Origin of the sequence: Synechococcus sp. CC9902 (genome assembly GCF_000012505.1) — a bacterium.
Taxonomy (GTDB): domain Bacteria; phylum Cyanobacteriota; class Cyanobacteriia; order PCC-6307; family Cyanobiaceae; genus Parasynechococcus.
This window is the reverse complement of the sequence record NC_007513.1, coordinates 375,534-389,804: the sequence shown is the minus strand read 5'-3', so window position 1 is coordinate 389,804 and position 14,271 is coordinate 375,534. Positions and strand designations below refer to the sequence as shown.

Genomic DNA, 14,271 nt, shown 5'->3' with positions numbered 1-14,271 from the left:
CGTTCCAGCAGTGGTCAGCTCCGCGATGAGTTCAAATGCCGCAGCCCTTTACGCCCAAATCAGCAGCAATCCAGAGCAAACACAAGCCCTGTTCCGCCAGGCTTTGCAAGACCCCAGCGGTGCGATGGAGTCGATCTGCGGATTGGGGAAGCAACTAGGGCTACCCGTTACCCCAGAAGACGTGCGAACACATCTGGCAAGCCTTGACGACGACGACAGCAATCGATGGTTAGTGAAAGCCCGCGGCGGTCTCTAGACGCGAAGCCTCTCAGGGAAGGGTGAAGAGCTTTTCCCAACAGAAAATCATCACCAGTTGTGTGCTGCTGCACGTCCATTTTCGAACCTGCCCCGAGGGGTTGTCCCTAGCGCCACCTCTGAGGACGCTTTCAACCGCGACAGCTCATCACGTCGGGGTTGGCGCGGCTCATAGCCACCGCCGCCAGCCCAACTGAAAAACAGCATGTAACTGACGATGGCAAGACCCGCTGCCACGACCAGAGCCACGAACTGCTCGAGTTTCAGCACGTTGTCGACGCCATGGAAACGTTTCCAGTTTGCCGACAGGGATGATGGATGCATCACGCTCCGGACCGTTGCTGAGACTCGAGCAAGTCAGCAAGATTTATCCCACCGGCGAAGTGCTGCGCAATGTGACCTGGGAGGTCAAGCCTGGCGACCGCATCGGCCTCGTTGGTGTGAACGGAGCCGGCAAATCCACGCAAATGCGGCTCATCGCTGGCTTTGAAGAACCCAGCAGCGGACAGGTGGTTCGCCAAGGCTCCCCACGCATCGCTTATCTCCAACAGGAATTCGATGTCGACCTAGAGAGGAGCGTCCGCGAAGAGCTGTTTCAGGCCTTTGGTGAGGCGGCCACGGTCCTCAACCGCCAGCGGGAAGTTGAGGAAGAGATGGGGTCTGAGAAAGCGGCCGAGGATCCGAATCATCTCGATGAACTCATTCATGAGCTCGGCCGGCTCCAAAGCCGATTTGAGGGCCTACATGGCTACGAACTTGATGCCCGCATCGACAAATTGCTCCCAACCATTGGCTTCAGCGCCGCGGGTGCCGAGCGGCCAGTGAAGGATTACTCGGGCGGGTGGCAGATGCGCATTGCCCTGGGAAAAATTCTTTTACAAGACCCTGACTTACTGCTCCTGGATGAACCCACCAACCATCTGGATGTGGAGACCATCCAATGGCTCGAGGGATATCTGCTGGAGCAGAACGCTGCCCTGGTCGTGATCAGCCATGACAGGACCTTTTTGGACCGGGTCTGCAATCAAATCGTTTCAACGGAGCGCGGCATCTCCCGCTCTTATCTCGGCAACTACACCTCACACCTTGAGCTCAAACAACTCGAGCAGCAGTCGACCCAAGCGGCCTTTGAACGCCAGCAAAAAGAAATCGCCACCCAACAGGCCTACATCGATCGCTTCCGAGCTAGCGCCACCCGGAGCACGCAGGCCAAAAGCCGTGAAAAACAGCTCGACAAAGTCGAGCTCGTTGAAGCCCCTGTGGAAAGCGTTTCGGGGCCAAGCTTTCGCTTTCCAGCGGCTCCGCGGTCTGGCGCACAAGTTGCCCTCTTCGAGAATCTCACCCACAGCTACGGCGACAAAATCCTGTTCCTGGGAGCGGATTTAGAGGTCGAGCGCGGCGACCGGATTGCATTCGTTGGCCCGAATGGTGCGGGGAAATCGACCCTGCTGCGGCTGGTGATGGGAGCAGAAATCCCCGATGAAGGGATCGCCCAACTCGGTGAACACAATGTGGTGGCTGGTTATTTCGAGCAAAACCAGGCGGAAGCCCTCGACCTCAACAAAACCGTGATCGACACGATGTATGAGGCCGTTCCCGACTGGACGCAAACCCAGGTGCGTTCCTTGCTGGGCAATTTCTGCTTCAGCAACGACAGCGTTTTTAAAGATGTTGGCCAACTCAGCGGTGGAGAAAAAGCACGTTTGGCATTGGCGTTAATGCTGCTGAGCCCATGCAATCTTTTGGTGCTGGATGAACCAACGAATCACCTCGACATCCCAGCCAAACAGATGCTTGAAGATGCCTTGATGGCCTACGAAGGCGCTGCACTGCTGGTCTCCCACGATCGCTATTTCATCTCCCGAGTCGCCAACAGGATCGTCGAATTGCGTGATGGTGAACTCGTTCTTTATCGGGGCGATTACAACTATTACCTCGAGAAAAAAGAAGAGGAAAGAGCTGAAGCCCGGGAAAAAGAATTGGCTTCTGAACGCGATGCCAAGAAAAAAGCCAATCAAGACAAGCAAAAGGCCCGTACCGCCCGAAAGAAAAAGTCGACCTGAACTTGGGTCTCGCCCGCCTGAGGGAAAAGTTCACAGACCCTTAGGCAGGAAGACTTATTTGTGTTTACCGAATCAAATGATGTGCATAAGCTGACAAAACTCAACCGTAGACGCGATGGCAATGGCTCTAGGTCCTGGCTCCTCCACCCCCGGCATTGCTTCATCCATGACGGCTTCGCAACCCCACGAGCAAACCTGGGACGCAGTTGAAACCTATTTCGAGTGCATCACAACGTGCTCCTTGGACGACGGTGAGTGCATCACGCGCTGCGTTGACCAGCTACGCGATTCCGACGACGACTGATAGCGATCGCTTCCGTTGGCCGCTTCAAGGACGTCCCGATCAGCTCCGATCGAAAAACGACAAATCAACAGGCTTGAGTCGAACAACCTTCGACTCGCTGGCTCGACGAATTTGAAGGGTCAAAGTTTCTCCCACACCACGCTGTTCAATCGCACTCACCACTGCCGCCGGTCCATCAACAGCTAGTCCATCAACTGCAGTGATGACATCGTTCACCTGAAGTCCTGCCTTGTCAGCTGGACCCGTCTTTTGAATCGACCGAATCACAGCACCCTTCGGGGCAGGCCTGCCAGGACGATCTGCTGGAACCCGCGATAAACCAATTCCAATCACAGGATGGCGTGCCTTACCCGTGGCCACCAATTCCGAGGCGATGGCCTTGGCACGATTAATCGGGATCGCAAACCCCAAACCGGCGCCAGGCCCTGAACGCACAAGGGTATTGATGCCAATCACCTCGCCCTCAGCATTGAGCAGCGGGCCTCCAGAATTTCCTGGATTAATGGCAGCATCCGTTTGGATGAGATCGAGACGCTTGCCTGAGATCCCAAGCTGAGCAACGTTTCGATTCAGGTTGCTGATAATGCCCAGCGTCACGGTGTTTTCCAATCCATAAGGATTCCCCACGGCAATCGCCCAATCGCCAACATTGAGGCGGTCGGAATTTCCGAGAGCTGCGACCGGCCAGACCCCCTCTCCTTCCAAGCGAACAACTGCCAGATCAGTGAGGCTGTCCGTACCAATCACCCGTCCCTTCACACGACGTCCGTCCGACAAACCAACCGTCAGCTCCTCTGCCCCCTCAACAACATGGGCATTCGTTAGGAGCAAACCCCGAGCATCAAACAACACTCCGCTGCCTTGGCCTCGCTGAACGCGTGGACGAGGTGGAGACTCTCCAGGAACTCCAAAGAAATTGCGAAACAAGGGATTAAGCCTGATCCCCTTCGGCAACCCAGACAAGCTTGGGCTTTGCATCGTCCGCGACGTTTCCAAGGTGACAACGGCAGGTCCACTGCGTTTCACCGCAGATGCCACGAACGACGTCAGAGGTAAAACCGAACGGGCACTGACAGGAGGTTGCGGCAGAAGCAGCGGGAGTACTGACATCCCGCCCGCCAATGCACCTCCGACCAATGCAGACGTAACAAAAGAGCGCGTGCGATCTGACATCCCGAACATCCCTGACTGACGTTGAGCTGACGCTACGCATTTCGGCGAGGGGAAGCCAGAGAAGATGAAATTTGACGTGTGACTGAGTGCAACCCGTGCCCAAGTCAGGCCAGGATGAGACGGTCGGAACGATCTGGCTCAACGATGCTCAGCGCTCTGTTTCCCCTGCTCTACGGAACAGTTTTGGTGGCCTTGCTATGGCAAGCCTTTCGGGTGATGGGCAAGGGCTTCCGAGCTGCAAGCGGCCCGATTAGCGAACCCAATGACCGCACTGGACGCATCACGGTGCATCCCGAACTGCTGGACAGCGATGGGCGCATTACCGGCGAAGACCTACTGACCGTGCGCTTTAGCGGCAACGATGACGGGGAAACCGAGACCCATGGGCACGGCACTGAATAAGTTGGTAAACAAGAGTTGATCAGGGGACGTCCGAGTGGATCAGAGAACACGCATCGTTGCCGCAGTGATGAAGGGCATGAAATTGCCCCCTAGGTTCCGATTGCGACTGGTCAAAGAAGATCCGGTTCGCCTCGAATTGAGCGTTACGCCGGCTTACGGGAAAGACCCAATCATCGTGGGACTTGTCGAATCGCTTGACCTGGTGGCAAGACGTGACCGGGAAGGTCGGATTCCTCGGGATCTGCAGGGCACTTGGGATTGGACCGTGCGCCATGGCCAAGTCAGCACCGGTGGCTGGAACCCGTATCTCAAAGAAGCCCTTCAAACCATGTTTGAAACAGGCCTTCCAGCGATTGTGTTCGAGGAACTCACCGGAGAGGAGTACCACCCTGTGGATGGCACCCGCCACGTTCGGTAACGCGCCCAACGAATCAACAGCGCGCTGGAGGAACAAATTCGCATGCGTAAAGGCGTGCGAATCACAACAGACATGCGGTCATGCCGAGGCCTAAAACCATCGAAATCTGTCCGCTGAGGCATCGTTCATGGGCAATTTCTCCATGTCAATCGGTCCCCTGGTTCGTTTGCTCTCGGCCATCGGCGCCTTCAGCAGCGTCGCCATGATTGCGCTGCTGAACCTGCACCACTGACGGCTCCCCAGACGGCTTGAAGGATTTCCCCATTGATCCGCTGCTTCCAACGATCTGCCAGCAGATCAAACCCGGAAGCACTTTGCTGCTTCAGGCACCTCCAGGAGCTGGAAAAACCACGCGGGTGCCCTTGGCCTTAATTGGCGCCCTGACCCCCATCGCTGCTGAGATCACCCGAGCAGGGCGTGTGTTGATGGTGGAACCCCGACGACTCGCCACCCGAGCAGCAGCTACACGACTCGCTCAATCCCTGGATGAACCGCTGGGCCAACGGATCGGCTACGCCATGCGTGGCGAGCAAAAACGTTCAACCAAGACCCAGGTGGAGGTGGTCACGGATGGGCTTTTTCTCCGTCGTCTTCAAGCAGATCCATCACTTGAAGGGGTGTCGTGCGTTCTCTTTGATGAATTTCATGAGCGGCGCAAGGATGCCGATCTCGCCCTTGCACTTCTGAGGGAAGCCGCCCCAGTCCTGCGACCCGACTTGGCCCTCGTGCTGATGTCGGCAACCCTGGATCTTTCCGATTTGCGCGACCGGCTGCCCCAAGCCGATGTTTTAGAGAGTGCTGGGCGTTGTTATCCCGTTGAAACCCATCACCAAAGAGCTCGGGAGAACGAATCCCTCCCCCGACAGGTGCTGCGTGCCCTCGAAAACCATGCTCTGACGTTATCCAAAGGCAGTGGTGCATTGGTTTTTCTCCCAGGCCTGCGTGAGATCGAACGCTGCCGCACCCTGCTCAGTGATGCCAAAGCGCTTCAACGTTGGCGCATTGCCATCCTTCACGGACAACTCCCCCTCGACAGCCAAAGCGCTGCCTTGCATCGTTGCGGGCCGGAGCATGACGGCACGGTGATCTTGGCCAGTGGGATTGCCGAAAGCTCGATCACGATCGACGCCGTTCGGCTTGTGATCGACAGCGGACTGAGTCGACAGCTCCGCTACGACCCGAACACCGGCATGGAAGGCCTAGAGACCGTGCCAAGCAGCCTGGCGAGCGCCGAACAACGCCGAGGCCGTGCTGGCCGTCAAAGCGCCGGACAATGCGTCCGACTGTGGTCTCCCGCCGAGCAACAACGCCGACCCAATTTCAGCCCTCCTGAGCTTCTTCTGGCGGATCCCCAACCGATCTTGATGGAGCTAGCCCAGTGGGGAGCAGGCTTGGGGAAGGATCTGCCCTGGCTCGACGCCCCCCCGCAAGCCGCCATGCAGGAGGGCCTTTCAGACCTCCAAGCCTTGGGACTCCTGCAGCCCAATGGACAGCTCAGTTCGATGGGGCGACAGCTGTCCACATTGGGAGTGCACCCGCGCCTCGGCCTATTGATGCTGGAAGCCCGAGAACACGGCTGTTCCCAACTCGGCTGCGACTTGGCGGTGCTGCTCAGCGAGCGTGATCCCTTAGCCGGTCGCGATGCAGGCTGCGATCTTGAAGCACGACTCTCCGTTATTGGCCAACATCGAACCCTTCGGGTACGCAGTCGCCAACTCCGGCGGCAACTCGATCGCCTGGGTGTAACGGCACCCGAAAAAACTGATTCCGCCAACGCGGCAGCACTGGTTTTACGGGCTTTCCCCCAATGGTTAGCCCAAGAGCGTCCTGGCCAACCGGGTCGTTACCTCTTACGCCAGGGACGAGGAGCAATCCTGCCGCCCCTAGACCAACTGCGAGGAAGTCCTGCCCTCGCTGTCGCTCGCGTGGATACAGGAGGTCGTGACACCTTGATTCAGCTCGCACTTCCCCTCGATTCCTCCACCCTCGAAGAGCTCGGGGAGCGAGAGGGCACCTGGGTCGAGAGCGTGAGCTGGGATGCATCTCGACAACAAGTCAAAGCAGAACGGCGTCTGCAACTTGGAGAGTTGGTCTTGCGCCGGACACCCCAGAGCGCACCCAGTCCTGAACAATGCCAAGCCCTGCTCCTGAACGCTTTGCACGAGGCAGGCACCCTCGAAGCGTTGCCATGGACTGCTTTCAATCAGCAACTGAGACAACGGCTCAGCTGGATGCACCGCCATGACGGCCCCCCCTGGCCGCCGCGAGATAAGGAAACGCTTCTCCAAGACACCACTTGGCTCGCACCCACCCTCCTGAGCTGCCAAAGCTGGCGCGATCTTTCCCCAGCGATGTTGGATGAAGCCTTGTGGGGAGCGTTGAGTTGGACTGAACGACAACGCCTCGATCAGGTTTTACCGGAGCGCATTGCGATTCCCTCCGGACGGCAAGCGAAATTGCGTTACGACGACGAGGAGGTTGTTTTAGCCGTGAAATTGCAGGAGATGTTTGGTGAAACAACAGGCCCTCATGTGCTGAGAGGGCAGATACCCGTGACCCTCGAGTTGCTCTCCCCTGCAGGGCGACCTCTGCAACGAACGCGGGACTTAGAAGGGTTTTGGACGGGCAGCTATGCCGATGTACGCCGAGAAATGCGGGGCCGCTACCCGAAACATCCATGGCCCGACGATCCCACCCGAGCGACGCCAACTGCTTTCACGAAACGTAAACAGCTGCAGCAAAAGGGCTCATGACACCTGTCCCGATTTCGGTAGCCGTCACGACTGGCAACAAAACTCCATGGTTTGTTACATTGTGCGCATTCAACCGGGTTTAACCCAATGTCCGACAACGCACGTTTTGGTTTCGTCAACTTCGCTGAGACCTGGAATGGTCGTCTGGCCATGCTCGGCTTCGTCATCGGCCTCGGCACCGAGCTGCTGACCGGCCAAGGCATCCTGACCCAAATCGGCCTCGGCTGATCGATCAGACCAACCTTGGTCAACAAGAACCCTCCAGTCCGCTGGGGGGTTTTTTAATGACATATCGCCGCTCACACTGATGGGTCACAGTGGACCTACTAGCTGCTGCTGATTTGGCATCCTTCTACGTCAAAAATCGACGCGATGGCTCTCGGTTGCTCAGCAGCGCCTTGGTGATTTTCACGATTGCCATCACACAGCACCAAACAACCTGGGGCGTCGTCGTGGCATCCATCAGCGCTTTGGTCTGCCTTTACTGGGGTTTCGCCTACCGCAAACTGGACCTTGAGCGCTGATCGGGTCCCGACCTATTCGGTCGGAGAACTAAATACAGCAATCGGCAGCTTGCTTGAACGCGGTTTCGCACCACGTTTTCTTCTAGAAGCCACCGTGTCTCGCCCCCAAGTGAAGAAGGGGCATCTTTGGCTCACCCTCACCGATGGGACTGCAAGCATCTCCGGGGTGGTTTGGGCTTCACGACTGGCTCAATTGAGCTACCGCCCCACAGACGGTGATGGCGTCACCGTTGTCGGCAAGCTGAATTTCTGGGCAGCACGGGCCAGCATCACCGTCCAGGCCCTCGATATCCGCCCAAGCCTGAGCACTGTTCTTCGACAATTTGAGCAGGTGCGTCAGCGCCTCGAAGACGAGGGCGTGATCAACCCAGGGCGTCAACGTTCTCTCCCATCACAACCCGCCACTCTTGCCCTGCTCACGAGTGTTCCAAGCTCTGCTCTTGCCGACATGCTGCGAACCGGTCGCGAACGGTGGCCCATGACCCGCTTATTGGTCATTCCGATCCCTGTTCAAGGGGCTGTCGCTGATCAAATCATCAAAGTGTTGAACCGTCTCGCTGAACGATGTGAGGCTCTCGCAGTCGACGGCCTCGTGCTGGCAAGGGGTGGTGGCAGCAGGGAAGACCTCGCCGTCTTTGATGACGAGGCTTTATGCCGTTGCTTAGCCCAGTTCCCACGTCCTGTTGTGACCGGCATCGGCCACGAAGATGACCTCACCATCGCCGACCTAGTTGCTGACCATCGCGCAGCAACACCAACAGCCGCCATGGTGGCTTGCCTCCCGGATCGGGATAGCGCCAAGCGCAACCTCCAAGACCGTCGTCAACGCATGAAAGACGTCGTCGGCTGGCGGATCGAGAGGGATCGACAACGTTTGAACGATCGACGGGCTTTCTTACGGCAACAATCGCCATTACGGCGACTACAGCAATTGCAGGACGACTTGAACCGAAAACGTGACTTGCTGCGTGCCCTCTCTCCCAGTCGCTGGCTCCAGCGGGGGTTGGCTTTGCTATCCAACGATGCGGGCGAAACACTGAGTGGCGTGACATCAATCAAAGTGGGAGATCGCGTCGTTATTCAGATGAACGATGGTGAGCTCGATACTGATGTCAAAGTTGTTCGCCCCTCCTCACACCAATCCATGTCATGACTAGGGCTAAAACCAAAGCCACTCAGATCAAAGCCTGGAAAAAGGACATCTCTGGACTGTCCTACGAGGAGGCAACTCAGGCCTTAGATCTCATCTTGGCCGAACTTCAAAGCGACTCCGTTCCCATCGCAGATCTACAGAATCGTGTGTTGCACGGAGAAGTGGTTTTGGATCATTGCGAGGCCTTACTGAAATCCGTTGAGCAAGCGGTGCTACAACTCGACCCAGACAGCATGATTGAAACCAACAATTTGACTGAATCCATCACCACTAACGAATCGAGCAATGCGTAAGGCCCTTCCCTGGATCTACTTAATTCTCGCAATCCTTGGAGCCGTTCTGCCTTGGCGCGCGAACTTAGAGTTCATGGCAGAAAGCACTGGCAACTTCGACATTCAACAGTTTGTAGCCGATGCTTCGGCCACAGCAGCTGCCCGATCGTTAGGGGCTGATTTATTAATCGGTGCCACCGCGGTGAGCATTTGGATTTGCATTGAGGGTCCAAAACAAAAAATAAAAGGGTGGTGGATCGCCATCCTGTTGAGTTTTGGTGTGGCCTTCGCCTGTGGCGCGCCATTTTTCTTATTTTTACGAGAACGACATCTCCAAGCTCAAGAATCAGAATCCACATCTTGAGCCGTGATATCGATCGTTAAATCACTGGCAGGAATAGAAACAGCTGTCGATTCTTCTCCTTCAGTGCGAGAGCTGTAGGGGGTGCCGCAAACGCCGCACTGGAGATTGGCTCCAAAACCAACAGCACCACACGCAGGACAGGGTTGCAATCGCGACTGCAATACCTTCCAGCCAACCCATCCCAGTCCACCTAAGAGGATGGGAAGTACCAGCAACACAGCCAACAGACCACCCGCCAAATCAAGCAATACGCGACCGGCCCCAGCGGGCAGCAGTAGGAGTAGCCCAATCGCAATTAAAACGAAGAGAGGAGGACGATTCATTTTGATATCAGCCTCAAAAAAGATTAGTTATTTTTGCAGAATAATGATGGGAATCAAGCAACTGAACTGTTCGGATCTCCTTGGGACAACCTCCTCATCCGAGAAGCTGCTAGTTCAACGCTCCAACACTGACCAAAATAAAGAATGACACCGACCAACCACACCCAGAGAGTTAAAACAAGAACACCACCGATAACACCATAGGCCTGAAAACGATTCCCTAAAGAGACAAGACTCAGGCTCAAAGCAGCATTCAAAAACGAAAGGCCTAGCCCGATCAGAATCGAGCCAGGGATAAGAGGCATAATTGGCACTCTGCGACTAGGAAGAACTCTTTGCAACAACAATGCCATCAACGAAAGCGCTAAAGCAGGGAGAAGAATTTGACCGATCGATACAATTGGACTTTCTCGAACAAGCAACATTAACGACGGAATATAGTAATCTAAATTGCCAATAAATGCCTCTGGCAACCACCTAAATCCGGCCGCGATTTGATCAGCCAAAATCAAAACTGCAATCGCCAAAATGATGACAAAAGCCTCCACACGTGCGCGTACAAATTGATAAATCTGAGTTGACAAGGGAGAATTAATTGAAGCAGAAGGAAGGATTTCACTCCACAATCGATCAGCACCACGCTGTAGCGTTAGGTAAGCATTGCTTGCAGTAATAATAAGTACAACCACACCAAATAACCCGGCACCAAATCCTTGAGCCACCAAACCACGCAACGTGGAATCAACCAAATCAACTGCAGATGGGGGCAAAATCTGGGCAACAAATGTGATTAATTTATCGAGACTATCTGTGCGCCCAAAAACGCGGGCTGCAACGGAAAGGGCAATTAATAAAAGCGGGAAAAAAGACTGAAGAGTGAAATAAGCAAATGCAGCACTGAGATCAACGCAGGCAGCATCGCTCCAACGCTGGGATGCACGCCAGAGGCTGAGCACAAACCAGCGGAATGCCTTTTGTTTCAGCACCTCAGCTTGACCAATACATCTAAAAGTTACTGCAATAAAGACTGAAATCCAAGTGTAGGGGCACAAAAAAACCACCTCCGTGGAGGTGGTTTCTTCGTAAAAATAATCAGACCGTGATGGCCTTCAGATCATTTTTTTTTGAGAATGTTTTACCTGGCATTGAGCTATTTTCTCAGGGGGCTACCCCCCAAATATCGTCGCCGCTGATGCGTTTCACAACCGAGTTCGGGATGGATCGAAGTGGTTCCACACCGCCATGAACACCAGGATAGATACATTCTCAGAGGGTGAACCCTGAGAACTGCATAGGATTACAACTTACGTTGCGCGTCTGAATCAACAAAGAATTTGTCTTCAGGCAAGAACCAAAATGTTGGTCAAGCCCTCGGTCTATTAGTACTCCTCCGCTGCATCCATTACTGGACTTCCACGTAGAGCCTATCAACGGGTGTTCTTCCCGTGACCTTACTGGGTTACCCCATGGGAACACTCATCTTGAGGTGGGCTTCCCACTTAGATGCTTTCAGCGGTTATCCACTCCGCACATGGCTACCCAGCGTTTACCGTTGGCACGATAACTGGTACACCAGAGGTGCGTTCCTCCCGGTCCTCTCGTACTAGGGAGAAATCCTCTCAATGTTCCTACGCGTACACCGGATATGGACCGAACTGTCTCACGACGTTCTGAACCCAGCTCGCGTACCGCTTTAATGGGCGAACAGCCCAACCCTTGGGACCGACTTCAGCCCCAGGTTGCGATGAGCCGACATCGAGGTGCCAAACCTCCCCGTCGATGTGAACTCTTGGGGGAGATCAGCCTGTTATCCCTAGAGTAACTTTTATCCGTTGAGCGACGGCCCTTCCACTCAGAACCGTCGGATCACTAAAGCCGACTTTCGTCCCTGTTCGACTTGTAGGTCTCACAGTCAAGCTTCCTTCTGCTTTTGCACTCGTCAGCTGATTTCCAACCAGCCTGAGGAAACCTTTGCGCGCCTCCGTTACCTTTTAGGAGGCGACCGCCCCAGTCAAACTGCCCACCTGATACTGTCCGCTCCCCGGATAACGGGTGAACGTTAGAATCCTAGCTCTGAAAGAGTGGTATCTCACCATTGACTCCCTCGTACCCACGAGCACGAGATCAACATCTCCCACCTATCCTGCGCATTCAGAGCCCGGACACAATACCAAGCTACAGTAAAGCTTCATAGGGTCTTTCTGTCCAGGTGTACGTAGTCCGCATCTTCACAGACAATTCTATTTCGCCGAGCCTCTCTCCGAGACAGCGCCCTGATCGTTACGCCTTTCGTGCGGGTCGGAACTTACCCGACAAGGAATTTCGCTACCTTAGGACCGTTATAGTTACGGCCGCCGTTCACCGGGGCTTCAGTCGCCAGCTTCGCTTACGCTGACCGGCTTCCTTAACCTTCCGGCACTGGGCAGGCGTCAGCCCCCATACATCGTCTTGCGACTTAGCGGAGACCTGTGTTTTTGGTAAACAGTCGCCAGGGCCTCTTCACTGCGACCACATTGCTGTGGCACCCCTTCTCCCGAAGTTACGGGGCCATTTTGCCGAGTTCCTTAGAGAGAGTTACCTCGCGCACCTCGGTATTCTCTACCACCCCACCTGTGTCGGTTTCGGGTACTGGCAATCATGTCTTAACGGGTATAGAGCTTTTCTTGGAAGCATGACGTCACCAACTTCGCTGCCGTAGCAGCTCGTACTCACGCCTCAGCTCGGAACGTTTTCACCGCTCCTCAACGCCTCGAACGCTTGAACCAGTAACCAACATCTGGCTTGGCTAGCCTTCTCCGTCCCTCTTCCCAAAACATGACCGGTACAGGAATGTTGACCTGTTATCCATCGACTACGCCTTTCGGCCTCGCCTTAGGTCCAGACTAACCCTCCGCGGACGAGCCTGCCGGAGGAACCCTTAGGGTTTCGGTGCATGGGATTCTCACCCATGTTTTCGCTACTCAAGCCGACATTCTCACTTCTATGCAGTCCACATCCGCTCACGCTAATGCTTCGCCCCACATAGAACGCTCCCCTACCATAAAATCCGCAGCTTCGGTACAACACTTAGCCCCGTTCATTTTCGGTGCAGGATCGCTCGACCAGTGAGCTATTACGCACTCCTTTGAGGATGGCTGCTTCTAGGCAAACCTCCTGGTTGTCTATGCAATCCCACCTCCTTTATCACTTAGTGTTGATTTGGGGACCTTAGCTGGCGGTCTGGGCTGTTTCCCTCTCGACCATGGAGCTTATCCCCCACAGTCTGACTGCCTCGCTACACACAGGGTATTCAGAGTTCATCTCGATTTGGTACCGCTCTCGCAGCCCGTACCGAAATGGTGGCTTTACCCCCCTGCTGGAGCACGAGACGCTACGCCTCAACGTATTTCGGGGAGAACCAGCTAGCTCCGGGTTCGATTGGCATTTCACCCCTAACCACAGCTCATCCGCTGGCTTTTCAACGCCAGTCGGTTCGGACCTCCACTTGGTATCACCCAAGCTTCATCCTGGCCATGGTTAGATCACCCGGGTTCGGGTCTATAAACACTGACAAACGCCCTATTCAGACTCGCTTTCGCTATGGCTCCACCATTTCCGGTTTAACCCGCCAGTGCCTATAAGTCGCCGGCTCATTCTTCAACAGGCACACGGTCACCCTATGAGTAGGGCTCCCATTGCTTGTAGGCTCACGGTTTCATGTTCTATTTCACTCCCCTCCCGGGGTTCTTTTCACCTTTCCCTCGCGGTACTGTTTCGCTATCGGTCACACAGTAGTACTTAGCCTTACGAGGTGGTCCTCGCGGATTCACACGGAATTTCACGTGCTCCGTGCTACTCGGGATACAGCTAGCTCAGTTCAGTTTTCAGATACGGGGCTTTCACCCTCTGTGGCGTGCCATTCAAACACTTCTCCTAACATTCCTGATACACGTTGCTGTCCCACAACCCCGATGGTCGAAACCATCGGTTTAGGCTCTTCCCCGTTCGCTCGCCGCTACTTAGGGAGTCGTTTTTACTTTCCTTTCCTCCAGCTACTAAGATGTTTCAGTTCGCTGGGTTGGCTCGCGCCAGCCTATGTATTCAGCTGGCCGTATAAAAGGGTTGCCCCATTCGGAAATTCCCGGATCAAAGCGTGCTTCCAGCTCCCCGAGACTTATCGCAGGTAACCACGTCCTTCATCGCCTCTGTGTGCCAAGGTATCCGCCGTGAGCCCTTTGTAGCTTGACCAATTAACCTCTTAAACGCTTACTGCGGTTGAAAGCAGATT

The 14,271-nt window shown here is 55.1% G+C and carries 15 protein-coding genes and 2 rRNA genes; 11 read left to right on the top strand and 6 right to left on the bottom strand.

Annotation, left to right across the window (positions count from 1 at the left end; all coding sequences use genetic code 11):
- The first annotated feature begins 25 nt into the window (after positions 1-25).
- Positions 26-256: a hypothetical protein gene (locus SYNCC9902_RS01860; RefSeq protein WP_011359200.1), complete on the top strand. Its 231-nt coding sequence runs from the start codon at positions 26-28 to the stop codon at positions 254-256.
- Positions 257-306: 50 nt separating this feature from the next.
- Here the strand turns inward: SYNCC9902_RS01860 and SYNCC9902_RS01855 are convergent, their stop codons facing one another.
- Positions 307-525, bottom strand: a complete 219-nt coding sequence (locus tag SYNCC9902_RS01855; RefSeq protein WP_011359199.1) for a hypothetical protein — start codon at positions 523-525, stop codon at positions 307-309.
- 41 nt (positions 526-566) lie between these two features.
- On the opposite strand from SYNCC9902_RS01855, the gene SYNCC9902_RS01850 reads away from it, so the two are divergent.
- Together SYNCC9902_RS01850 and SYNCC9902_RS12325 are read left to right on the top strand one after the other, a co-directional pair.
- Positions 567-2,318, top strand: a complete 1,752-nt coding sequence (locus tag SYNCC9902_RS01850; RefSeq protein WP_011359198.1) for an ABC-F family ATP-binding cassette domain-containing protein — start codon at positions 567-569, stop codon at positions 2,316-2,318.
- Positions 2,319-2,439: 121 nt separating this feature from the next.
- Positions 2,440-2,622, top strand: a complete 183-nt coding sequence (locus SYNCC9902_RS12325) for a hypothetical protein (protein WP_156771033.1) — start codon at positions 2,440-2,442, stop codon at positions 2,620-2,622.
- A gap of 39 nt (positions 2,623-2,661) precedes the next feature.
- On the opposite strand, the gene SYNCC9902_RS01845 is transcribed toward SYNCC9902_RS12325, so the two are convergent.
- Complete coding sequence (locus SYNCC9902_RS01845) at positions 2,662-3,795, bottom strand: trypsin-like peptidase domain-containing protein (protein WP_011359197.1); 1,134 nt, start codon at positions 3,793-3,795, stop codon at positions 2,662-2,664.
- A gap of 144 nt (positions 3,796-3,939) precedes the next feature.
- On the opposite strand from SYNCC9902_RS01845, the gene SYNCC9902_RS01840 reads away from it, so the two are divergent.
- The 8 genes from SYNCC9902_RS01840 (at position 3,940) to SYNCC9902_RS01805 (ending at position 9,681) form a co-directional block, all read left to right on the top strand.
- Entirely contained in the window at positions 3,940-4,197 is a 258-nt protein-coding gene (locus SYNCC9902_RS01840) for a DUF2973 domain-containing protein (protein WP_011359196.1), read from the top strand.
- A 34-nt stretch (positions 4,198-4,231) separates the two neighbouring features.
- Positions 4,232-4,615: a hypothetical protein gene (locus tag SYNCC9902_RS01835; protein ID WP_009790625.1), complete on the top strand. Its 384-nt coding sequence runs from the start codon at positions 4,232-4,234 to the stop codon at positions 4,613-4,615.
- Between the two features lie 248 nt (positions 4,616-4,863).
- On the top strand, positions 4,864-7,368 hold the full coding sequence (gene hrpB / locus SYNCC9902_RS01830; RefSeq protein WP_011359195.1) for an ATP-dependent helicase HrpB: 2,505 nt from the start codon (positions 4,864-4,866) through the stop codon (positions 7,366-7,368).
- A gap of 87 nt (positions 7,369-7,455) precedes the next feature.
- Positions 7,456-7,596, top strand: a complete 141-nt coding sequence (locus tag SYNCC9902_RS11935) for a chlorophyll a/b-binding protein (protein WP_009790628.1) — start codon at positions 7,456-7,458, stop codon at positions 7,594-7,596.
- Between the two features lie 89 nt (positions 7,597-7,685).
- Complete coding sequence (locus SYNCC9902_RS01820; RefSeq protein ID WP_041424759.1) at positions 7,686-7,892, top strand: hypothetical protein; 207 nt, start codon at positions 7,686-7,688, stop codon at positions 7,890-7,892.
- Positions 7,882-9,045: an exodeoxyribonuclease VII large subunit gene (xseA, locus tag SYNCC9902_RS01815; protein WP_011359194.1), complete on the top strand. Its 1,164-nt coding sequence runs from the start codon at positions 7,882-7,884 to the stop codon at positions 9,043-9,045. Before SYNCC9902_RS01820 ends, xseA begins: the two co-directional genes overlap by 11 nt.
- Positions 9,042-9,338, top strand: a complete 297-nt coding sequence (gene xseB / locus SYNCC9902_RS01810) for an exodeoxyribonuclease VII small subunit (protein ID WP_011359193.1) — start codon at positions 9,042-9,044, stop codon at positions 9,336-9,338. Before xseA ends, xseB begins: the two co-directional genes overlap by 4 nt.
- The gene (locus tag SYNCC9902_RS01805; RefSeq protein ID WP_011359192.1) at positions 9,331-9,681 is read left to right on the top strand and encodes a DUF2834 domain-containing protein; all 351 of its coding nucleotides are present in this window, start codon (positions 9,331-9,333) and stop codon (positions 9,679-9,681) included. The genes xseB and SYNCC9902_RS01805 overlap by 8 nt, the downstream gene beginning before the upstream one ends.
- On the opposite strand, the gene SYNCC9902_RS01800 is transcribed toward SYNCC9902_RS01805, so the two are convergent.
- The 4 genes from SYNCC9902_RS01800 to SYNCC9902_RS01785 all read right to left on the bottom strand — a co-directional run bounded on the left by SYNCC9902_RS01800 (position 9,657) and on the right by SYNCC9902_RS01785 (position 14,231).
- Positions 9,657-10,004 carry a hypothetical protein gene (locus SYNCC9902_RS01800; protein WP_011359191.1) on the bottom strand — a complete coding sequence of 116 codons (348 nt, stop codon included), beginning with the start codon at positions 10,002-10,004 and terminating at the stop codon, positions 9,657-9,659. The genes SYNCC9902_RS01805 and SYNCC9902_RS01800 overlap by 25 nt on opposite strands.
- A 53-nt stretch (positions 10,005-10,057) precedes the next feature.
- Entirely contained in the window at positions 10,058-11,005 is a 948-nt protein-coding gene (locus SYNCC9902_RS01795) for a YihY/virulence factor BrkB family protein (RefSeq protein ID WP_049749470.1), read from the bottom strand.
- A 136-nt stretch (positions 11,006-11,141) separates the two neighbouring features.
- A 5S ribosomal RNA gene (rrf, locus tag SYNCC9902_RS01790) occupies positions 11,142-11,258 on the bottom strand.
- Positions 11,259-11,363: 105 nt separating this feature from the next.
- Positions 11,364-14,231, bottom strand: a 23S ribosomal RNA gene (locus SYNCC9902_RS01785).
- Positions 14,232-14,271 lie beyond the last annotated feature (40 nt).